The following is a 20,780-nucleotide window of genomic DNA, read 5'->3' on the forward strand; positions in this document are numbered from 1 at the left end:
TGTGACTTGCTGCCGCCGGAAGAGGCTCTTCCGGCGGTCCGGAGAATCCGGCTCAGAGGTGCACCTTGCGACTGGCGGCGTCGTCGTCGGACGTTCCGTCCGTCGCCGCCCGTGTCCTTTGGAGGAGCACCAACCGGAGGTAGTCGAGCTTCCGGGTCTTCACGATCCGGAAGTCCTTCTGGATCGCGGTCGCCGTGGCTTTCGGCATCCCGCTGAACGGCTGTCCGTCGGGGGTCGTGGCCACCAGCCAGAGCCGCTCGCTCTTCGCCAGGCAGCTCGCCGGCCGCGGACACTCGGCCGCGTCGAACGACCCCCGCTCCTGCGGCGTGCGGTACATCAGCACGTCCCGTGGCCGACCGGCGTCCTCGCGCAGTTCGTAGGCCATGGCCCGGCGTTCCTGCAGCACGCCGCTGAAGACGATGCCGTCGCCCTTGCGCTGCTGGGCCTCGATGACCTGCGCGGCACCGCGGAAGTCCGGCTCGCCCGGCGCGTTGTGCCGGGCATCGCGGATACCGGGCAGCGACTGGAAGGCCAGTCCCGCGACCGCGGCGGCCGCCAGCACCCAGCCGAACCCGCGCCGCACCGCGCCGCCGGAGCCGGCCGCGGCCCCGGCCACCGGACCGGCCAGGCGTCCCACGGCGACGGCCGTGAGCAGGACCCACGCAGGCGCGGTGAACAGCAGATAGCGCGGCAGGAAGAGGTGCAGCTGGGCCGCGGTCAGATAGGTCGCCACCGGCGGCAGCACGATCCACACGGCCAGCGGCAGCGCCGCCCGGCCCGCGAAGCAGAGCCCGACCAGGCCCAGCGCCATCACGGGCACGGCCACCGCCCAGGAACCGAAGAGGTTCTCGGGGAAGTTCACCAGGTCCTGGAAGCCGGGGTTGTTCCACGCGATCTGGGCGCTCTGCCCCGAGCCCGACACGGCCATCGGCATGACGAAGCACATGCCGAGGATCAGTGCCGCGGTGTAGGCCCAGCCGACGATCTTGTCGCCCGCCCGCCGCTTCTGCACGACCATCACCAGGTGGGCGCCGAGCACCGCGAGCGAGGCCAGATGACTCCAGCCGATCAGCGGCACCGACAGCATGTAGGCGACCCACACCTTGAACGACGGCTGGTCCAGCGCCCGCGCGAGCAGCAGCGTCGACAGGAGCACCACGGCGACCGCGAAGGGGTACGGCCGGATCTCCTGCCCGTACCGCGTGGTCAGCGGCAGGACGGCCAGGGCCAGCCCCGCGAGGACACCCACCTGCGTCGTGAACAGCCGCCTGCCGAGCAGGGCGAGCAGTCCGGCCGACGCCGCCATGGCCACCGCGCCCGGGACCCGCAGCGCGCTCGGGGAGTCACCGGCCAACGCGACCCAGCCGTGCATGAACACGTAGTACGGCGTGAACACCACGTCGACGGTGCGGATCAGCATGCTGAGGTCGCGCAACGACAGGCTGGCCGCCCACCAGGTGGCGTGTTCGTCCCGCCACAGCTCGCGGTCCCCGAAGTGGCGCAGGATCAGGGCGAAGGCCAGTGCGGTGGGCAGCAGGAACGTTACGACGGCCGCGATGCGCCCGCCCTTCGCGTCCGCCGACGTCTCCTCGCCGCTCTCGGCCACGGCTGCCTGCGGAACCTCGGGCTCCGTGACGGTCACCGGCGCGGGGGCCGTCCCGGCGCCGGCGTACCCGTCGGCGCCCGCGTACAGCTCCGGCCCGGAGTACTGCCCGGACTCCGCGTAGGTCCCCGGCCCCGCAGAGCCGCCCTGCCTCGGAACGGTGTAGCCGTCCTGGCCGGCCCCCGCCCACTGTCCGCCATAGGCGTCCTGGTCCGGATACAGGTCGTGTCCCGGGGAACCGTCGGCATACCCGCCGTCGTACCGGGCGGAGGCGTCGAAACTCATCTCTTCACCCAAATCCGGTACGCGCCGTCGCCCTTGCTGGTGGTGAATCGCGTGACGGCGGCCAGGCGGTAGTGAGGGTTGCCGCGCAGCGCGTCCGTCACGGCCGTGTCGACGTCGGGCGTGACCGTCCCGCGCAACACGATGACGTCGAACTTCGCGTCCTTGACGGCGGCGGCGTAGGCCTCGGGGCCCGAGTACCGCTTGCCCTTCTTGTCCGTGTAGTCCATGCCGAACGTGCTCTGCCACTGCCCGTAGCCCGTGACGTCCCGCAGGTAGTAGGCGGGGACCTCGTGCTCCTCGGCCAGATAGCTGCCCTTGCGGTCGACCATGGGGCGCAGGACGGCCGTCATCTCGCGGGAGTCCGGGAAGCTGTAGTTCTGCTGCGCCTGCACCATGCCGAACACGAGCGTCAGGACGTACAGCATGATCCCGAGCTGCGGGTGCCGGAAGTGCGGGCCGACGAGGCGTGAGATGCCCAGGCCCGCCATCGGGCCGGCGAACAGCAGGCCGAAGCCCACGTGCTTGAAGAGCGAGACCTCGGTGTGCAGATGGATCTGGTAGGCCGGGGCGAGCAGCGCAGCGCCGGTGAGCAGCACGCCGAGCGCGATCCGGCGGAACCGGCCGGGGCCCACCTGTTCGAGCCAGGGCATCTCCCCCATGTGCGGACGGATCGCGTAGGCGATCGAGCCGCCCACCGCCGTGAGGAACATCAGCCCACCCCACTGGGCGCTGTGCTCCAGGAGCTGCGCCGCGGTGTCGGCCCCCTTGGCGCGGTTGGTGGTGGTCTGGCTGATACCGCCGAGCGATCCGGCGAAGAGATACCCGGCTCCCAGCAGGACGCCCATCGCCCCGCCGAGCAGCACTCCGCGCGCCAGCGCGCGAAAGCCGCGGTGGCGGTAGGCGGTCAGCACCGCGAGGACCAGCAGGGTGGGCAGGTACAGGCCCGCCGCGTACTTGGTGGCGAAGGCGAGGACCGCCGGGGGCGCCGCGAGCACGACCGCCACGATCGGCGCACGGCCGGTGCGCACCACGATCCACGCGGACAGCGCCAGGAAGAAGATCGCCGCCGCGTCGAAGGTGGCGAAGTTGCCGAGGAACACGGTGGACTGGATGACCGAGAAGAGGGCCGCCGCGCCGATCGCCGCCCGGACGTCGAACATCCGGCGGGTCATCGCGTACAGCAGGCTCGTCGCGCCGAGCATGAACACCAGGCTGACGATGCGCACCCCGGCGAGCCCGGCCACGCTGTCGACCATCGCGGCGAGCACCGGGTACAGCTTGGGATAGCCGGAGAAGTAGCCCTCGAAGTCGCCCGGCACGGGGGTGCCGTGCAGGATGTTGCCGATCTCGTAGTGACCCGCGAGGACGTACAGCGCCTCGTCCTCGAACGCGGTGCCGCGCAGCCGCAGCGACAGTCCCGCCTGGATGAGCAGGACGCACAGCAGCACCAGCCGCCCGAGCAGCCGGCTGCGCCCGGTGTCCACGGCCCAGGAGGACTCCGGGACGGGCGGCAGCACATAGCCGGGCCGCTCCGGCTCGGGCTCGGGAGCCACCGGCGCGGGGGCCACCGCCGGCTCCGGCTCCGCCGCGGTGTACGTGGCGTACGGGTCGTAGGGCGCGAAGGTGTCGTAGGTCTGCTGGTCGGTGTAGGAGGAGGTGCGGCCGTCGAAACGCCAGCTGCCGGTGTCGGTCACCTCGCCCTGCTGCGCCGCGGGGTACGCCTGGTAGGCGTACTGCTGCTCGTACGACCACGACGGGTCCTGGGACTGGGCACCGGGCCACCGCACCCGCTCGCCCCCGTACGACGGGTCGTGCGCCTCGCCCCGCAGACCGGGGTCGTCCGCCCATACGGGCGTGTGCCGGTCGGTCATGGCTTGGTCACATCGAATCCGAAACGCGTGCCCGCGGCCTGTTCCCGGAAGGCCTTCTCGGACAGCGGCCCGCTGTTGATGCGCCAGTCGGTCTCCTTGTCGAAGTTGAACCAGACCAGCCCGACGACGTCGGCGCGCTCCGCGGTCCCCTCGAAGAGGTCCTTGATGTCGGCGGGCTTGCGCTCACCGGCCTGCGCCGCCGTCTCCGCGATGATGAACGGCTTCTTGGTGAAGGACCGGGTCTGGCTCATCGTCGGTCCGTAGAGCGTCTTGTACGTCGACGGTCCGGTGGCCGCGTAGTAGCCGATGACCCCGACCCAGTCCACGTAGTCGTCGCCCGGCCAGTACGGCTTGAGCTTCACCTTGGGCATCGGGTTGACGACGTTCGGGCTCCACACCCAGATGACCTGGGTGGCGCCTTCGTCGTCGAAGAGGTCGTGGATGTGCTTGTACGCGGCGGTGAACTGCGCGGCCGTGGCCTTCTTGGTGCCCCAGGGGTACCAGAAGCCGTTCATCTCGTGCGCGAAGCTGATCGCCACCGGCAGGTTCAGCTCCTTGACGGACTTCGCGTAGGAACGGATGTAGTCGTCCTCCTTGCCGGAGGCGATGTCCTTGAGGGTGGCGTCAAAGGGCTCCCAGGCTATGAAGGCCAGGGCACCGTAGTCCCAGGTCTTCTGCACCAGCTGGGTCTCGTACTGGTCGCCCCAGGCCGAGTAGAACTCGATCAGGTTGGGCTTCTTGCCACCGCGCTTCGCGAAGTCCTGGACGGAGCTCATCTTGGCCGGGGCGCCGTCGGCGGCCACCCCGAGATACTTCTTGGCTGGCTGCAGCAGCGGCCGTACGTCGTACGGAGGCTCGGGCTTCGCGGACTCGGAGGCCTCGCCGGGGCTCGCGGCACCCGGCTGCTCGCCCTGGGCACGCTCGTAGTCGTCACGCCCCTTGTCGGAGAACGTGGTGCAGCCCGCCAGGAGAGCGCTTGTGAGCAACGCGGCGGCGAGCATCCGCACGGGCCGAAGGGCTCGTGCGGTGCGTGGATGGTGAATCATGCGGTCGCTTCCTGCACTGCGCGTGCGCGCGGCTGGACGAGGGCGCGACCGACGACGATCGCGTAGAAGAGGCCTGCGGAGAGCATCAGGGCGAAGTCCGGCGGGTACTCGGTGAGCATCCGATAGGCGGCGATGACCACCCAGAGCACCGCGGTGCCGCCGGTCCAGCCGACCATGCCGATCCACCAGCGGCGCATGCCGTTCTTCTTGGCGCCCTGTGATCCGGTCGGCTTCCAGCCCATGGGACGGCCGCGCAGCACGTCCCACACGGCGAAGACGTGCGACCAGCCGTACATCAGCCGCACCGCCCAGGCCTCGAGCCGGTAGGGGGCGCGGTGCCAGAAGGGCAGAACCAGCGTCACGTACGCCACGCTTGGCAGCACCCACATCGCCGCCTCGGCCCGCAGGAGATCGGGGCGCAGGATCATCAGCGACAGCGGGATGATCGGCGTGAGGAAGGTCGCCAGGGCGGTCTGCAGGTAGTAGAGGAAGCCCGAGATGTAGCACAGGCGGGTCTGGAACTTCAGGTCCAGCTCCCAGAACCGCTTGCTGGTGAGCAGCTCCAGCGAGCCCATGCACCAGCGGTACTGCTGGTTGTGGAAGGCACCAGCGGTGTCCGGGCACACACCGGCCGAGACCGCGACGGGCACGTAGCGCAGCTTCCAGCCCAGCGCCCGCAGGTCGAAACCGGTGTACATGTCCTCGGAGTGCTCGATCAGCGTGATGCCGCCGATCTGGGCGAGGGCCGCGCGCCGGTACACCGCGCACGAGCCGACGCAGATCGAGCCGTCCTTGTCCTCGCGGGAGGTCTGCACGGACCGGTAGAACTGCTCCTGCACCGCTCCCGCGCCGCGCTCGATCCAGTTCTGCCGGTCGGTGATCCGGAAGAACTGCGGCGACTGCACGATCCCGATCCGCTCGTCGGCGTCCATGTGCGGCAGCAGTTCGTCGAGCAGGTCGGCGCGCGGCGCGAAGTCGGCGTCGAGGATGAGGATGTGGTCGCCGTCGGTGATCCCGAAGGCGTGGTGGAGGTTGCCGGCCTTCTTGAACCAGCCGCGGTTCGCCCGCACCACGTAGCGGAAGCCGAAGTCCCGCGCCATGGCGCCGACCTCCGGGTCGTCGGCGTCGTCCAGCACGTACACCTTGACGACGCCGCGGTAGGTGCCCTTGAGCCGGTTCACGTTGACCCAGGTGTTGTGCAGCACCTCCAGCGGCTCACCGCACACCGGCAGGAAGACGTCCACGCTGGGGTAGACCGCGGGCCGCCAGTCGCGCACCAGCCGCTTGTGCGCCTTGATGTCGAAGTCCTTGCTGAGCCCGTCCAGGTACAGCGAGATCAGGTAGTCCGCGACCACGAAGGCGAGCAGCGGCATGGTCAGCCAGAACCATGGGCTGGACGCCGTGAACAGGAACTGGCTCACCGCGAGACAGGCGAAGCTGACCAGCGAGCCCAGCGTCAGGACCCACAGGTGACGGCGCGTGTACGAGTACTTCTCGGAGTCGTCCGGCGGCTGCGGCAACAGCCCATGGTTTTCGGCCACTCGCCTGCGCCTGCGAGGGCGGTCGGCGCGCGCGGCAGCGTTCACTGCACTACTCATGAACCCCCCCAGGGCCTGGACGACCCTGTGAACCCACCCAGAAGCCGGCTGCCCCTAAAAATCGAACTTTCAGCCGGACCGCGAAAGCATAACTGGGTTTTTCCTTTGTGACTCAACAACCTTGTTAAGTGAGGGTTTCATCACGTGTCACAGGGGTAGCAGAGGTGCTCCACTGCACAAATCAGCCAACTGATGGTATGAACAACCACTCAGTCTTCACGTTTGTGCCGTGCCTGTGTCCGTTCCGGGTGCGGATATCAGGGGGAGGGTCCCGATTTGCCCGGGTTCACTATGCCCGCACGCGGTGGCCGCCACCGCAACCGGCGGCGCAGATGGCTGCTCGCGACGGTGGCCGTGGCCACCGCCGCACTGATCGGCACGACCGTCAGTCTGGTGGCCTCCTCGGCCCAGGCCGACCAGAGCACCCAGGGTGTCGACAACCTGCGCACCAACTGGGACCAGGACGAGTCCTCGCTCTCCCCCGCGGTCGTCCAGTCGTCGGCTTTCGGCCAGCTCTTCGCCACCAAGTTGGATGGCCAGATATATGCCCAGCCGCTGGTGCTGGGCGACCAGGTGATCGCGGTCACCGAGAGCAACACCATGTACGGCCTCGACCGAGCCACCGGTGAGATCGAGTGGAGCAAGAACTACGGAGCGGCGTGGCCGGCCTCGGCGATCGGCTGCGGTGACCTGGTGCCCAACATCGGCACGACCGCGACCCCGGTCTACGACTCCGCCACCGACTCGGTCTACTTCACCACCAAGGTCGACGACGGCACCTCCACCCACCGTCACCCGACGTGGCTGATGCACGCCGTGGACCCGACCTCCGGAGCCGAGCGCTCCGGGTGGCCGGTCACCATCGCCGGAAGCCCCGTCAACGACCCGAGCGTCAGCTTCGACGCCTACTACGAGCAGCAGCGCCCCGGCCTGCTGCTGATGGACGGCGTCGTCTACGCGGGCTTCGGCGCCCACTGCGACGCATGGCCGTACCGCGGCTATGTGGTGGGAGTCAGGACCACCGCGCACAGCATCACCTCGATGTGGGCGACCGCGACCGGTGCCGGCACCGGCGGCGCCGGTATCTGGCAGGCGGGCGGCGGACTGGTGTCCGACGGCTCCGGCCGGATCTTCTTCAGCACCGGCAACGGCATCAGCCCGGCGCCCGGGCCGGGCACGACCGTGCAGGGCACCCTGGCCGAGTCCGTCGTACGCCTCCAGGTCGGCGCGGACGACAGCCTCAGTACGGCCGACTTCTTCAGCCCGAGCGACGCAGCGACCCTGGACCTCAACGACCAGGACATCTCCTCGGGTGCCCCGATGGCGCTACCGGACGGCTTCGGTACCAGCGAGCACCCGCACCTGCTGGTCCAGCAGGGCAAGGACGGGCGGGTGTTCCTCCTCGACCGCGACAACCTCGGCGGCATGGGCCAGGGCGCCCAGGGCGGTGACGCGGCGGTGAGCGTGTCCGGGCCCTACCAGGGCATGTGGGGGCACCCCGCGTTCTGGGGCGGCGACGGCGGTTATGTCTACGTGGTCGGCAACCAGGGCCCGCTGCGCGCCCTCAAGTACGGCGTGCGCAACGGCGGTACACCCACGCTCACCCTCACCGGCCAGAGCCAGGACACCTTCGGCTACACCAGCGGCTCTCCCCTGGTCACGTCGAACGGCACGGACGAGTCCAGCGCCTTGGTGTGGATGACCTCCGCGAGCAACGCCTCCGGAGCCGACGGTACCCTGCGCGCCTACAGCCCCACCCCCGACGGCAACGGCCTGCTCCAGCTCCTGTGGTCCGCCCCGATCGGCACCGCGACGAAGTTCAGCACCCCGACCGCCGAGGGCGGCAAGGTATACGTCGGCACCCGCGACGGTGTGCTCTACGGCTTCGGCAGTCCCGCCAGGACCGCTCTGACCGCGGCCTCGCTGGACTTCGGCCAGGTCGGCGTGGGTGACAGCAGCTCCGCCAAGATGAAACTGACGGCCACGCAGGACGTCAGCATCACCGGGCTCAAGGCCTCCGGCGCGTTCACGGTCGACCCGTCCGCGGTACCCACCGCCGAGCAGCCCACGGCGCTGGCGGCGGACGCCACCCTGGACGTACCGATCAGCTTCGCCCCCACCACCACCGGCGGCATCAACGGCACCCTGACCGCGAACCTCTCGGACGGCCAGAAGCTGGTCTTCGCCCTCCACGGCGTCGGCACCAAGCCCGGCTTCGGGGCGGCACCGGCCGCCCTGGACTTCGGGGAAGTGCCCACCGGCAGCAGCTCGACGCTGAACCTCCAGATCACCAACACCGGTACGGAACCGGAGACCATCGACTCGGTCGACTCGCCCAGCGGCGCCTTCTCCGCCTCGGGGCTGCCGAGCGCGGGGACCGTCGTACCGGCCGGTGGCTCGTTCGTGCTCTCGGTCACCTACACGCCGACCGCCGACGGGACCGACAGTGATGCGCTCGTGGTCAGCAGCAGCGGCGGGGGCGCCACGCACACGCTGAGCGTGCCGGTTGGGGCGACGGCCATCACGGGACAGGGGCACCTGGAGTTCTCCACGAGCTCACTCGACTTCGGCGAGGTCCCGATCGGCAGCTCCAAGTCGCTGTCGTTCACGATCACCAACACCGGCAACATCCCGGTGACGGTGACCAAGGCCAAGGCGCCGACGGGTGACTTCAACAGCCCCGTGCAGCTGTCGGAGGGCCTGATCATCGGCCCTGAGCAGACCGCCGTACAAAGCGTGACGTTCACTCCGCGCTCGGCGGCGGACCTGAGCGCCTCCTACGAGGTCACCGGCACCGGAACCGACGAGAACGGCAACGGCCAGGGCGCCATGTACGTGCAGGTCAAGGGCACCGGCACGGGCACCGCCACGACCACATCGGCCGCCGACGGGAAGTGGCAGACCAACGGCTCGGCGGTGTCGGCCGACGGCGGCGGGGTCCAGCTGACCACGGCCACCAGCAACCAGGCGGGCACGGCGGTGTACACCGAGCCCTTGCGCACCGAGGGGCTGCGGGCCACCTTCACCACCAAGTTCGGCCCGGGCACCGGCGGAAAGGGCATGACGCTCGCCCTGCTCGACCCGGACCAGAACTCCGCCTCGGCACTGGGCGGCACCGGTGACAGCCTCGGCATCGCGGGACGGCCGGGCACGGTGGTCGCGTTCGGCACCGGCTGGAACGACACGCTCAAGGCGCAGAACTTCGTGGGCGTCGGCACCAGTTCGGCCGGCTCGTCGGCGATCGACTACCAGTCGGTGGTCCCGCTCAGCACCTCTCTGCGCCAGGGCACCCACCAGGTCGACATCCAGGTGGTGACCGGCCATCTGTACGTCTGGATCGACGGGACGCAGGTGGTGGACGCGACACCGACGCTGACGTCCACCGCGCTCCTGGCCTTCTCCGGCGCCACCGGCGACAGCTCCGACGTGCAGACGGTGAGCGGCCCGGTCGTCAGCGAGGCGGCGGCCCCGGTGGACCCGAAGGCGGCGACCTCCCTCCACCTCACCGCCCCCAGCACAGGTGTCCCGGGCCGAAAGCTGACCGTCGCCGGCACGCTCACCTCGTCCACGGCGCTCGCCGCAGGTCAGGCCGTGCACATCACACGGAACGGAACAGCGCTGTCCGACGCGACGGCGGTGGCTGATGGCTCCTTCACCTTCAGCGACACCCCGTCGGCGGAGGGCACCTACACCTACGCCGCGAGCTACGAAGGGGACACGACACACGAGGCGGCGAGCACGACAAGCCAGGTCCAGGTGGCGAAGCTGGCCACCAAGGTCACGCTCACAGCCCCCGCCACGGCCACCCGCACGAAGAAACTGACCGTCTCCGGCACGCTCTCCGGCTCGCCCTTCACCACCGGCGGGGTCGTCAAGGTGACGAAGACCGACCTCGGACACTCGTCCGGCGTCGCCCTCGCCGACGCGAAGGTAGCCGCGGACGGCACGTTCACATTCACGGACACCCCGCAGATCGGCGGCGCCAACACCTACAAGGTGGCCTACGCCGGCGACGTCTCACACAAGTCGGCCGGCAGCACCGCCACCGTCCAGGTGTCCCGGACCGCCACGTCCCTGACCATCGCCACGGACCACTCGACGTACGCCTACGCCAAGACGGCGAAGATCACCGCTCACCTCGGCACGACGTACAACAGCCGCAAGGTGTCGATCTACGCCAAGCCGTACGGCCGCGATTCGGTCCTGGTCAAGTCGGGCACGGTGGACTCGAACGGCAACCTGGCAGCGACCTACAAGCTCACCCGCAACACCACATTCAGCGCGGTGTTCGCCGGTGACTACAGGTACGCGCCGAAGACCGCCGCCCGAACCGTCCACACCCAGGTACGGGTCTCGGAGAAACTGTCCGGCTACTACACGAGCACGCACTACGGCAGCACGCTGTACCGCGTGTACCACCACACCGTCAAGGCACAACTCGACGCCACGATCACCCCCAACAAGGCCGGCCAGTGCCTGCTCTTCCGCGTACAGCGCTACTACAGCGGCGCCTGGCACACCCAAACCACCACGCCCTGCGCCGCCCTCACCTCCACCAGCACCGGCCGCTACAAGATGTCCCTGACCAAGTGGACCAACAGCAAGTTCCGCATAGCCGCGGAATACGTCCGCAGCAGCAAGGACACCACCAACCTCAACACCTGGGGCACCTGGCAGTACTTCACCGTCAAGCAGTGAGCACGGTTGCGACCCGCTGAACAGCCCCGCCCTCGGCCAGCGGCCCAGGGCGGGGCAAGTCGGAGGGTGCCGGGAGCGTAGGGCCCTCTTCTCACGGGCTACTGGGTGCCATCTGAGGCGCGGACGTGGCCCCGAACATCCGGCCCACCGCCGGGTCGACGTGGAACACCGTGTTGGATCCCCCGTCCCGGACCGGAGCCTGCGCGGCCTGGAGGTAGCCGCCGGTGACCGAGACGAACGCGGCGCCGGTGGCGGCCACCCCGTACTGCGGCGAGTTGACGCCGCTCCCGTCATCCTCGACACCCGGGAAAACGGTGACGCCGCTGACGACGACCGGCGTGGTCGCCCCCTGGATCTTCAACCCCGCGAATCCCCCGCCGCCCGCGCCCTTGTAACTGCCGTCCCGACGGAGCATGAGCCCATTGAAGAGCACGGGGCTGGTGCCCTGCGCGTCCACGTACACACCGTTGTTGTTGTTCCGGTCGGTGCTGAAGTTGGCGAAACTGCAGCCGCCCGCGCCCTGGCCGCTGCTCCAGGTGCCGGTCACCTGGAGCCCGTGGACCTCGTTGAACTCGGCACGGCAGCCGATGAACTGTGAGTTGCTCGCGTTGACGACGTAGAAGCCGCTCCCCTTGCAGCCGATCGCCTCCAGATCGATCCACGTGCAGTCCGTCATGGACAGACTGAACCCATGACCGCCGCAGTGACTGGCGACGATCCGGGTCCCTCTCCAGCTGTAGGCACCATTGGCTCCGCTGGTCGCCATGGTGTGGTGAGGGGTGGCGATACCGCGCCCTCCGACACCCGTGATCGAGACGTCCTGAAGCACAACGCTGTGCACGAGCCCGTACGCCTGGATCCCGTCCACCGTGTTGCTTCCGCTGTTGGGGCCGGTGCCGCCGTTGAATGTACGGCCACCCGGAAGCCGGGACCCGTCGATGCTGATGTCGACGACCCGCTGCTCGGAACTGTGGCCGTCCGGAAGGACGTTGTAGTCCCAGGTCTCCTTGTCCAGGAAGCGGATGACAGCGGGGTTCAGGGTGACGTCGTCGGGCGTCGCGTGGAGACCCTGCCCCGAGAAGTCCACACGCGGCTGGACAGAGGACAGGGTCGGCTGGAGGTGGTTCCCGTGCGTGCCCCGGAGTGTCACGCCGGACGGTATCTCCAGCGGCCGTGCGACGGCGTACGTGCCGGCGGGCAGGTAGACCACACCCCCGCTCGGGCAGGCGGCCAGTGCCTTGTTGATGGCGGGCGCGTCATCGGCCGCGCCGTCGCCGACCGCCCCGTAGGACGGGTCTGTCACGTCGAGCCAGTCCGTCGGCGCCGTGGTGGCCGCCGTCGCCACCGAGGCCGTACCGGTGACGGTCATTGCCGCGGTCCCTACGGTCGCCGCGGCAAGAAGCACATGTCTTCGCGAGGTTTCCATGGAAACCCGATCCCCTCCCAATACCGGGCTGCCTAGCCGCAGCACCCACCCTGTAGCGGCAACGACCGCTTGTTCCGCGCCTCCTTGTTCCGCGCGGCCAGCAACTCGTCGGCCGGATAGCCCACTTCCTCCAACGTCAGCCCATGCGGTCGTACGACATGCACGGCCGAGTCCCTGACACCCGCGGCCAGTACCTTCCCCGGCCACTCCGGCCCGCGATGCCCGTCCCCCACGAACAGCAGCGCCCCGATCAGCGACCGCACCATGTTGTGGCAGAAGGCGTCGGCCCGCACGGTCGCCGTGATGATCCCGTCGTCCCCGCGCACCAGGCTCAGCTGCTGCAGCGTACGGATGGTCGTCGCGCCCTCCCGCTTCTTGCAGTACGCGGCGAAGTCGTGCTCCCCCAGCAGCCGTTCGGCGGCCGCGTTCATGGCGTCCACGTCGAGCGGCCAGTCGTGCCACAGGACGTGATTGCGCAGCAGCGGATCCACTCCCCCGGGGTTGTCCGTCACCCGGTACGCATACCGCCGCCAGACCGCCGAGAACCGCGCGTTGAACCCGGCGGGCGCCTCCCTCAGCGCCCACACCCGCACATCCCTGGGCAACCGCCCGGCAAGCCGCTTGAGCAACTTGTCGTGATGCGCCCCCCACACCTCACGCGGCAGATCGACATGCGCCACCTGCCCCCGAGCATGCACCCCGGCATCCGTCCGCCCGGCCACGGTCAGCTCGTACGAGACATCCCCGGACCGGGTGACGGTACGCAGAGCATCCTCAATCTCCCCCTGCACGGTCCGCCGCCCCCCGGCCTGCTTGGCCCACCCGGAGAACTCGGAACCGTCGTAGGAGAGGTCAAGACGGACACGGACATACCCGGACTGCACTTCGTCACTCACACAGAGATCCTCTCAGGAACACAAAAGCGGGCCCGCTCCTGGAAAGGAACGGACCCGCCAACGCCCTGCTTTTAGGGGCGCGGGGAACTGCGCGACAAGCCACAACGAACCCGCAGCCGCCGGCCGCACAGCCCCCGGCAGAACGCTTACGCGTCCTTGGACTCCTCGGCAGCGTCCTCGACCTCGTCGGCCTTGGTCACATCGACCTTGGTCTCCTCGGCCGGCGCCGCAGCCTCGGCGTCCTTGGCGGCACGCTTCGTCGCGGCCTCGGCCTCACCCGTAGCCTGCTGCGCGACCGTCAGCGCCTCGACCAGCTCGATGACAGCCATGGGCGCGTTGTCGCCACGGCGGTTACCGATCTTGGTGATGCGGGTGTAGCCACCCGGACGGTTCTCGTAGCGCGGGCCGATCTCGGTGAAGAGCGTGTGGACGACGCTCTTGTCCGTGATCACCTGGAGCACCTGACGGCGGTTGTGAAGGTCGCCCTTCTTCGCCTTGGTGACCAGACGCTCGGCGTACGGACGAAGACGGCGGGCCTTCGCCTCGGTGGTGGTGATACGGCCGTGCTCGAACAGCGCCTTCGCGAGGTTCGCGAGGAGCAGCTTCTCGTGCGCGGCGCTGCCGCCCAGACGGGCACCCTTGGTGGGCTTCGGCATTTCTTTCTCCTTGGTCTGCCCCGGCCGTGTCAGGTACCGGGGTCAGGAACCCGATGAGCGGATGCTCACCGGCAACGACCGGTCAGTACTGCTGCGTACTGAGGCGTACTGCTCAGTACTGCTCGGTCTCCACGAAACCCGCGTCCGCGTCGTCGTCGGCGCCGAAGGCGTCGGCGGCGGCCGTGGGGTCGAATCCGGGCGGGCTGTCCTTCAGGGCCAGGCCCATGCCGGCCAGCTTCGCCTTGACCTCGTCGATGGACTTCGCACCGAAGTTGCGGATGTCCAGGAGGTCGGCCTCGGAGCGCGCAACGAGCTCACCCACGGAGTGGATGCCCTCACGCTTGAGGCAGTTGTAGGAGCGGACCGTGAGCTCCAGCTCCTCGATCGGCAGCGCCAGGTCGGCGGCAAGGGCGGCGTCCGTGGGGGACGGGCCCATGTCGATGCCCTCGGCGTCGATGTTCAGCTCGCGGGCGAGACCGAACAGCTCGACCAGGGTCTTACCGGCCGACGCCATGGCGTCACGCGGCCGCATGGCCTGCTTGGTCTCGACGTCGACGATCAGCTTGTCGAAGTCGGTGCGCTGCTCGACACGGGTGGCCTCGACCTTGTACGTGACCTTCAGAACCGGCGAGTAGATCGAGTCGACCGGGATACGGCCGATCTCCTGACCCACCTGCTTGTTCTGCACGGCGGAGACGTAACCGCGGCCACGCTCGACCGTGAGCTCCATCTCCAGCTTGCCCTTGCCGTTGAGCGTGGCGAGGACGAGGTCGGGGTTGTGCACCTCGACACCGGCCGGGGGCGCGATGTCGGCGGCGGTGACCAGACCCGGACCCTGCTTGCGCAGGTACATCACAACGGGCTCGTCGTGCTCGGACGACACGACCAGCTGCTTGATGTTGAGGATCAGGTCGGTGACGTCCTCCTTGACGCCCGGCACGGTGGTGAACTCGTGCAGCACGCCGTCGATCCGGATCGACGTGACGGCCGCGCCGGGGATCGAGGAGAGGAGGGTACGACGGAGGGAGTTGCCGAGGGTGTAGCCGAAGCCCGGCTCCAGCGGCTCGATCACGAACCGGGAGCGGAACTCGTCGACGACCTCTTCGGTCAACGAGGGACGCTGAGCGATCAGCATGTGTGGATCAGATCCTTCTTTCGTGGACGCCCGCTATTTGACGCCCGACGGAACCGCCCCCGGCAAGAGGGACGGGTACTGCAAGGGTACGGGCGATACGGCCCTTTTACGGAGCCGTACCGCCCGAATCCTGAAAGCGACCGTGCGTCAGACGCGGCGACGCTTCGGCGGACGGCAGCCGTACTGCGACATGTGGGGGATAACCCCCACACCCCCAGCCGAAAGCCGAGCCGCCGTGAGCCTGCGTGTCAGACGCGGCGACGCTTCGGCGGACGGCAGCCGTTGTGCGGGGTGGGGGTGACGTCCTGGATCGAGCCGACCTCGAGGCCGGTGGCCTGGAGGGAGCGGATCGCGGTCTCACGGCCGGAGCCGGGACCCTTGACGAACACGTCCACCTTGCGCATGCCGTGCTCCTGCGCGCGGCGGGCGGCCGACTCGGCGGCCATCTGCGCGGCGAAGGGGGTCGACTTGCGCGAGCCCTTGAAGCCGACGTGGCCGGCGGAGGCCCAGGAGATCACGTTGCCCGAGGGGTCCGTGATCGAGACGATCGTGTTGTTGAACGTGCTCTTGATGTGCGCGTGGCCGTGAGCGACGTTCTTCTTTTCCTTGCGGCGCACCTTCTTGGCAGCGCCCTGACGACCCTTGGGGGGCATCTACAAACTCCTACGGGGAGGTGGTCGGTCCTACAGCGAAGACCGCTGATGAAGCGTTGTCCGCTGAGGACTACTTCTTGCCCGGCTTCTTCTTGCCGGCGATGGCGCGACGCGGGCCCTTGCGGGTACGGGCGTTCGTGCTGGTGCGCTGACCGCGGACGGGCAGACCGCGACGGTGACGGAGACCCTGGTAGCAGCCGATCTCCACCTTGCGGCGGATGTCGGCCTGGATCTCACGACGGAGGTCACCCTCGGTCTTGATGTTGTTGTCCACGTACTCGCGGATCGCGACGAGCTGCTCCTCGGAGAGGTCGCGGACGCGGGTGTTCGGGTCGACGCCGGTCGCTGCCAGCGTCTCCTTCGAGAGGGTCCGGCCGATGCCGAACACGTAGGTGAGGGCGACCTCCACACGCTTTTCGCGCGGGATGTCAACACCGGAAACGCGTGCCATTCAATGGCTCCTGGTGATCTTCGGAGGTCTTCCGCAGAACCGGTTCCCAGCCGCCGTACCAGGTACGAACTGGGTCCCCGGCCTCCGAACCGGGGGTGTCGAGCCGTCTCCGGCTCGGGTCCTGCGTATGAACATATTCAGCTCGCGTCGCGCGAATCTCTGCGATATCGATGCAGAGGGATCGGTCGATCGTGCGTCAGCCCTGGCGCTGCTTGTGGCGCGGGTTCTCGCAGATGACCATGACCCGACCGTGACGGCGGATCACCCTGCACTTGTCGCAGATCTTCTTGACGCTCGGCTTGACCTTCATGGGATTGAGGTTCTCCGAGTCAGAGGGATCTACTTGTAGCGGTAGACGATCCGGCCACGGGTCAGGTCGTACGGAGACAGCTCCACCACGACCCGGTCGTCAGGGAGGATGCGGATGTAGTGCATGCGCATCTTGCCGCTGATGTGTGCCAGGACCTGGTGGCCGTTCTGGAGCTCGACCTTGAACATGGCGTTCGGAAGAGACTCGACGACAGTGCCCTCGATCTCGATGGCACCTTGCTTCTTGGCCACGCTTCGCCCTTCGAATCGACTACCTTGATCGACTCCCGCACTTTCCCTTAAGGGTGCATGCGGACATGCGGGTGCACGAGAGCCGACGAGTCAGTCTACGTCAGGGCACTCAGAAAGACGAATCGAGGAAGGATGCCCCGGCGCGGAGATCTTTAAGCAAGGGGATCCGGAGCAGCAGTGATCCCGTGCTCCGCCAGCTTGGCCTTGCCGCCGTCCGGGGCCGTCAGGACCAGGGGGCCCTGCTCGGTCAGCGCGACCGAGTGCTCCCAGTGGGAGGACCAGGTGCCGTCCGTCGTGATGACCGTCCAGTCGTCCGAGAGGACCTCCGTCTTGGGGGTGCCCAGGGAGACCATCGGCTCGATCGCGAGGCAGAAGCCGGGGACCAGCTTGGGGCCCTTGCCGCGGCGGCGGTCGACGTAGTTCAGCAGGTGCGGGTCCATGTGCATCTCGGTGCCGATGCCGTGGCCGCCGTAGTCCTCGATGATCCCGTACTTGCCGCCGCCCGGTTTCGGCTGGCGGCGGATGTACGTCTCGATGGCGCGGGAGACGTCGACCAGGCGGTTGCCCTGCTTCATCGCCGCGATGCCGGCCCACATGGACTCTTCCGTCACCCGGGAGAGCTCGATCAGTTCCGGGGCGTGACCGGAGCCCACGAAGGCGGTGTACGCCGCGTCGCCGTGCCAGCCGTCGATGATCGCGCCGCAGTCGATGGAGATGATGTCGCCGTCCTTGAGGACGACCTCGTCCGAGGGGATGCCGTGGACGACCACCTCGTTGACGGAGGTGCAGATCGTGGCCGGGAAGCCGCCGTAACCCAGGAAGTTGGGCTTGGCGTTGTGCTCGGCGAGCACCTTGCGGGCGACCTCGTCCAGGTCCTTGGTGCTGGCACCCGGCACCGCCGCCTCGCGGGTGGCCGCGTGGATCGCGGCGACGACCAGCCCCGCCTCACGCATCTTGGCGATCTGCTCGGGGCTCTTGATCTGCACCATGGGGTCCTGCGCTCTCCGTCACTCGCGTCAACCGGTTACCTACACAACAGTACGGCCGTGACCCCCTGTGGGTGTCACGGCCGTACTCGCCGACGGCTACTTGCCGTCGTCCTCGCGCTTGAGCGCCTCCAGGGCGCGCTGCGTGACCTCGTCCACCGGGCCCAGGGAGGAGATCGTGACGACCAGGCCCTGCGCCTTGTAGTAGTCGATGATCGGCTCGGTCTGCGTGTGGTAGACCTCCAGCCGGGTGCGGACGGTCTCCTCGGAGTCGTCGTCGCGCTGGTACAGCTCACCGCCGCAGACGTCGCAGACGCCTTCCTTCTTCGCGGGGCTGTACGTCACGTGGAACACGTGCGCCGAGTCGTTGCGGCAGATGCGCCGGCCGGCGATCCGCTTGACGACCTCCTCCTCGGGGACTTCGAGGTCGAGTACGGCGTCCAGCTTGATGCCCTCGGTCTTGAGCAGCTCGTCGAGCGCCTCGGCCTGCGACACATTGCGCGGGAAACCGTCGAGCAGGAAGCCGTTCTCGGCGTCCTTCTGCTCCATGCGGTCCTTCGCCATCGCGATGGTGACCTCGTCGGGCACGAGGTTGCCGGCGTCCATGTAGGACTTCGCGAGTTTCCCGAGCTCCGTCTGCTGGCTGATGTTGGCGCGGAACAGGTCGCCCGTGGAGATGTGCGGGATCGACAGCTTCCCGGCAAGGCGGGTGGCCTGAGTACCCTTCCCAGCACCCGGCGGCCCGACGAGGACGATTCGCATCAGCGGAGGAACCCTTCGTAATTGCGCTGCTGGAGCTGGCTCTCGATCTGCTTCACCGTCTCAAGACCCACACCCACGATGATCAGGATGCTCGTCCCGCCGAAGGGGAAGTTACCGGTTGCCCCGAACCCGACCAACGCCATCGTTGGTACGAGAGCGATCAGACCCAGATACAGCGAACCCGGCCAGGTGATCCGGTTGAGCACGTACGAGAGGTACTCAGCGGTCGGTCGGCCAGCCCGGATGCCCGGGATGAAGCCACCATACTTCTTCATGTTGTCGGCGACTTCTTCGGGGTTGAAGGAGATCGCAACGTAGAAGAACGCGAAGAAAACGATCAGCAAGAAGTAGCTGACCAGGTAGATCGGGTGGTCGCCCTTGGTCAGGTTCGTCTCGATCCAGGTCTTCCAGCCCGAGGTGCCGCCGGAGAACTGAGCGACCAGCGCCGGGATGTAGAGCAGCGACGAGGCGAAGATGACGGGAATCACACCCGCCTGGTTGACCTTCAGCGGGATGTAGGTCGAGGTCCCGCCGTAGGAACGGCGGCCGATCATGCGCTTCGCGTACTGGACCGGGATCCGGCGCTGGGCCTGCTCGACGAAGACCACCAGGCCGACCATGACCAGGCCGACCAGGATCACGGTGCCGAACTCGATCCAGCCGCCGGCCAGGGTGCCCTGCTTCTTGATGGCCCACAGCGCGGACGGGAAGGTCGCGGCGATCGAGATGAACATGAGGATCGACATGCCGTTGCCGATGCCGCGGTCGGTGATGAGCTCGCCGAGCCACATCACGACGGCCGTACCGGCGGTCATGCAGACCACCATGGTGATGGTGGTGAAGATCGCCTGGTCCGGGACGATGCTGGACGCGACGGTGCAGCCGGAGAAGAGCGCACCGCTGCGGGCGGTGGCCACCAGGCCGGTGCCCTGCAGGATGGCCAGCGCCACGGTCAGGTAGCGGGTGTACTGCGTGATCTTCGCCGTACCGGCCGAGCCCTCCTTCTTGAGGGCTTCCAGGCGCGGGATCACCACGGTCAGCAGCTGCAGAATGATGCTCGCCGTGATGTACGGCATGATGCCCAGCGCGAAGACCGTGATCTGCAGCAGCGCACCGCCACTGAACATGTTCACCAGGCCGAACAGGCCCTGGTTGCCGGAAGCCTCGTCCACGCACTGCTGGACGGCGGTGTAGTTGACGCCGGGGATCGGGATGTGGGTACCGACCCGGTAGACCACGATGATGCCGAGCGTGAAGAGCAGCTTCTTGCGCAGGTCGGGCGTCCTGAACGCCCGGGCGAACGCGGTGAGCACGGTGCCTCCTGCGACCCCCGCGCAACTGCGTCAAGGGTGACGGTCTTGAGGTTCGACGGATACGACGGATACGAATAACGAACGGTGCAGGCTACCTTACCGGCGGCACAGCTCCCCGTGGAACGACCAACCGGGGATACCCCTTTGTGGGATATCCCCGGTCGGGATCGCTCAAGTCATCGAGACGCCTGAGTGGTTCAGACGAGCTCGGTGACGGTGCCGCCGGCAGCGGCGATCTTCTCCTTGGCGGAGCCGGAGACGGCGTCGACCGTCACCTGCAGCGCCACGGAGATCTCGCCCTGGCCGAGCACCTTGACCAGGCTGTTCTTGCGAACGGCGCCCTTGGCCACCAGACCCTCGACGGTGACCTCGCCACCCTCGGGGTACAGCGCGGCCAGCTTGTCGAGGTTCACGACCTGGTACTCGGTCTTGAACGGGTTCTTGAAGCCCTTCAGCTTCGGGAGGCGCATGTGGAGGGGCATCTGCCCACCCTCGAAGCGCTCCGGAACCTGGTAGCGGGCCTTCGTGCCCTTGGTACCACGACCGGCCGTCTTACCCTTCGACGCCTCACCACGACCGACACGGGTCTTGGCGGTCTTGGCGCCCGGGGCGGGACGGAGGTTGTGGATCTTGAGCGGGTTGTTCTCCGCCATGATCAGTCGACCTCCTCGACCGTCACGAGGTGGCGGACGGTGTGCACCATGCCGCGGAACTCGGGGCGGTCCTCCTTGACGACCTGCGTGTTGATGCCCTTGAGACCAAGGGAGCGCAGGGTGTCACGGTGGTTCTGCTTGCTGCCGATGTAGGACTTGACCTGCGTAATCTTGAGCTGCGCCATGA

General features: G+C 68.1%; 18 protein-coding genes. 1 reads left to right on the forward strand and 17 read right to left on the reverse strand.

From position 1 onward, the window contains the following. Positions 1–52 precede the first annotated feature (52 nt). Genes ABZ848_RS13360 through ABZ848_RS13375 form a run of 4 tightly spaced genes read right to left on the reverse strand, consistent with a single transcriptional unit; the run spans position 53 to position 6,403 of the window. Complete coding sequence (locus ABZ848_RS13360; protein ID WP_360830112.1) at positions 53–1,888, reverse strand: glycosyltransferase family 39 protein; 1,836 nt, start codon at positions 1,886–1,888, stop codon at positions 53–55. Further along, on the reverse strand, positions 1,885–3,759 hold the full coding sequence (locus ABZ848_RS13365) for a glycosyltransferase family 39 protein (protein WP_360830115.1): 1,875 nt from the start codon (positions 3,757–3,759) through the stop codon (positions 1,885–1,887). Before ABZ848_RS13365 ends, ABZ848_RS13360 begins: the two co-directional genes overlap by 4 nt. Continuing rightward, entirely contained in the window at positions 3,756–4,805 is a 1,050-nt protein-coding gene (locus ABZ848_RS13370) for a glycosyl hydrolase (protein WP_360830118.1), read from the reverse strand. The genes ABZ848_RS13365 and ABZ848_RS13370 overlap by 4 nt, the downstream gene beginning before the upstream one ends. Then, a complete protein-coding gene (locus ABZ848_RS13375) occupies positions 4,802–6,403 on the reverse strand; it encodes a cellulose synthase catalytic subunit (RefSeq protein ID WP_360830120.1) in 1,602 nt (533 codons plus the stop codon). The genes ABZ848_RS13370 and ABZ848_RS13375 overlap by 4 nt, the downstream gene beginning before the upstream one ends. Positions 6,404–6,679: 276 nt before the next feature. On the opposite strand from ABZ848_RS13375, the gene ABZ848_RS13380 reads away from it, so the two are divergent. Next, on the forward strand, positions 6,680–11,101 hold the full coding sequence (locus ABZ848_RS13380) for a choice-of-anchor D domain-containing protein (protein ID WP_360830123.1): 4,422 nt from the start codon (positions 6,680–6,682) through the stop codon (positions 11,099–11,101). Between the two features lie 91 nt (positions 11,102–11,192). Here ABZ848_RS13380 and ABZ848_RS13385 read toward each other — a convergent pair whose 3' ends face one another. The 13 genes from ABZ848_RS13385 to rpmD form a co-directional block, all read right to left on the reverse strand. Beyond that, positions 11,193–12,470 carry a glycosyl hydrolase family 28-related protein gene (locus tag ABZ848_RS13385; protein ID WP_360830126.1) on the reverse strand — a complete coding sequence of 426 codons (1,278 nt, stop codon included), beginning with the start codon at positions 12,468–12,470 and terminating at the stop codon, positions 11,193–11,195. Between the two features lie 89 nt (positions 12,471–12,559). Beyond that, on the reverse strand, positions 12,560–13,423 hold the full coding sequence (gene truA, locus ABZ848_RS13390; RefSeq protein WP_360830129.1) for a tRNA pseudouridine(38-40) synthase TruA: 864 nt from the start codon (positions 13,421–13,423) through the stop codon (positions 12,560–12,562). A 146-nt stretch (positions 13,424–13,569) separates the two neighbouring features. Beyond that, positions 13,570–14,079 carry a 50S ribosomal protein L17 gene (rplQ, locus tag ABZ848_RS13395; protein WP_360830132.1) on the reverse strand — a complete coding sequence of 170 codons (510 nt, stop codon included), beginning with the start codon at positions 14,077–14,079 and terminating at the stop codon, positions 13,570–13,572. Positions 14,080–14,191: 112 nt separating this feature from the next. Beyond that, positions 14,192–15,214: a DNA-directed RNA polymerase subunit alpha gene (locus ABZ848_RS13400; RefSeq protein ID WP_003966937.1), complete on the reverse strand. Its 1,023-nt coding sequence runs from the start codon at positions 15,212–15,214 to the stop codon at positions 14,192–14,194. Positions 15,215–15,462: 248 nt separating this feature from the next. Next, positions 15,463–15,867, reverse strand: coding sequence for a 30S ribosomal protein S11 (gene rpsK / locus ABZ848_RS13405; RefSeq protein WP_003956432.1), 405 nt, complete (start codon positions 15,865–15,867; stop codon positions 15,463–15,465). 70 nt (positions 15,868–15,937) lie between these two features. Beyond that, positions 15,938–16,318: a 30S ribosomal protein S13 gene (rpsM, locus tag ABZ848_RS13410; protein ID WP_009300593.1), complete on the reverse strand. Its 381-nt coding sequence runs from the start codon at positions 16,316–16,318 to the stop codon at positions 15,938–15,940. 196 nt (positions 16,319–16,514) lie between these two features. Continuing rightward, the gene (gene rpmJ, locus ABZ848_RS13415; RefSeq protein ID WP_003998809.1) at positions 16,515–16,628 is read right to left on the reverse strand and encodes a 50S ribosomal protein L36; all 114 of its coding nucleotides are present in this window, start codon (positions 16,626–16,628) and stop codon (positions 16,515–16,517) included. A 29-nt stretch (positions 16,629–16,657) separates the two neighbouring features. Beyond that, positions 16,658–16,879, reverse strand: a complete 222-nt coding sequence (gene infA / locus ABZ848_RS13420; protein WP_003948620.1) for a translation initiation factor IF-1 — start codon at positions 16,877–16,879, stop codon at positions 16,658–16,660. 152 nt (positions 16,880–17,031) lie between these two features. After that, positions 17,032–17,868 (reverse strand): type I methionyl aminopeptidase, encoded by an 837-nt coding sequence (gene map, locus ABZ848_RS13425; RefSeq protein WP_360830136.1) that lies wholly within the window; start codon positions 17,866–17,868, stop codon positions 17,032–17,034. A gap of 96 nt (positions 17,869–17,964) precedes the next feature. Continuing rightward, the gene (locus ABZ848_RS13430) at positions 17,965–18,627 is read right to left on the reverse strand and encodes an adenylate kinase (RefSeq protein ID WP_360830139.1); all 663 of its coding nucleotides are present in this window, start codon (positions 18,625–18,627) and stop codon (positions 17,965–17,967) included. Then, positions 18,627–19,940 (reverse strand): preprotein translocase subunit SecY, encoded by a 1,314-nt coding sequence (secY, locus tag ABZ848_RS13435; protein ID WP_242772505.1) that lies wholly within the window; start codon positions 19,938–19,940, stop codon positions 18,627–18,629. Before secY ends, ABZ848_RS13430 begins: the two co-directional genes overlap by 1 nt. A 197-nt stretch (positions 19,941–20,137) precedes the next feature. Then, positions 20,138–20,593, reverse strand: coding sequence for a 50S ribosomal protein L15 (gene rplO / locus ABZ848_RS13440; RefSeq protein WP_242772507.1), 456 nt, complete (start codon positions 20,591–20,593; stop codon positions 20,138–20,140). Positions 20,594–20,595: 2 nt separating this feature from the next. Then, complete coding sequence (gene rpmD, locus ABZ848_RS13445; RefSeq protein ID WP_003974250.1) at positions 20,596–20,778, reverse strand: 50S ribosomal protein L30; 183 nt, start codon at positions 20,776–20,778, stop codon at positions 20,596–20,598. Between the last annotated feature and the right edge of the window lie 2 nt (positions 20,779–20,780).

The sequence above is a fragment of the Streptomyces sp. NPDC047081 genome, from assembly GCF_040643775.1.
Lineage (GTDB): Bacteria > Actinomycetota > Actinomycetes > Streptomycetales > Streptomycetaceae > Streptomyces.

Coding starts and splice junctions, on each gene's coding strand:
- ABZ848_RS13360 (WP_360830112.1), bottom strand. CDS start 1,888: ATGAGTTTCGACGCCTCCGCCCGGTACGACGGCGGGTATGCCGACGGT.
- ABZ848_RS13365 (WP_360830115.1), bottom strand. CDS start 3,759: ATGACCGACCGGCACACGCCCGTATGGGCGGACGACCCCGGTCTGCGG.
- ABZ848_RS13370 (WP_360830118.1), bottom strand. CDS start 4,805: ATGATTCACCATCCACGCACCGCACGAGCCCTTCGGCCCGTGCGGATG.
- ABZ848_RS13375 (WP_360830120.1), bottom strand. CDS start 6,403: ATGAGTAGTGCAGTGAACGCTGCCGCGCGCGCCGACCGCCCTCGCAGG.
- ABZ848_RS13385 (WP_360830126.1), bottom strand. CDS start 12,470: ATGACCGTCACCGGTACGGCCTCGGTGGCGACGGCGGCCACCACGGCG.
- rplQ (WP_360830132.1), bottom strand. CDS start 14,079: ATGCCGAAGCCCACCAAGGGTGCCCGTCTGGGCGGCAGCGCCGCGCAC.
- ABZ848_RS13400 (WP_003966937.1), bottom strand. CDS start 15,214: ATGCTGATCGCTCAGCGTCCCTCGTTGACCGAAGAGGTCGTCGACGAG.
- rpsK (WP_003956432.1), bottom strand. CDS start 15,867: ATGCCCCCCAAGGGTCGTCAGGGCGCTGCCAAGAAGGTGCGCCGCAAG.
- rpsM (WP_009300593.1), bottom strand. CDS start 16,318: ATGGCACGCGTTTCCGGTGTTGACATCCCGCGCGAAAAGCGTGTGGAG.
- rpmJ (WP_003998809.1), bottom strand. CDS start 16,628: ATGAAGGTCAAGCCGAGCGTCAAGAAGATCTGCGACAAGTGCAGGGTG.
- map (WP_360830136.1), bottom strand. CDS start 17,868: ATGGTGCAGATCAAGAGCCCCGAGCAGATCGCCAAGATGCGTGAGGCG.
- ABZ848_RS13430 (WP_360830139.1), bottom strand. CDS start 18,627: ATGCGAATCGTCCTCGTCGGGCCGCCGGGTGCTGGGAAGGGTACTCAG.
- rplO (WP_242772507.1), bottom strand. CDS start 20,593: ATGGCGGAGAACAACCCGCTCAAGATCCACAACCTCCGTCCCGCCCCG.
- rpmD (WP_003974250.1), bottom strand. CDS start 20,778: ATGGCGCAGCTCAAGATTACGCAGGTCAAGTCCTACATCGGCAGCAAG.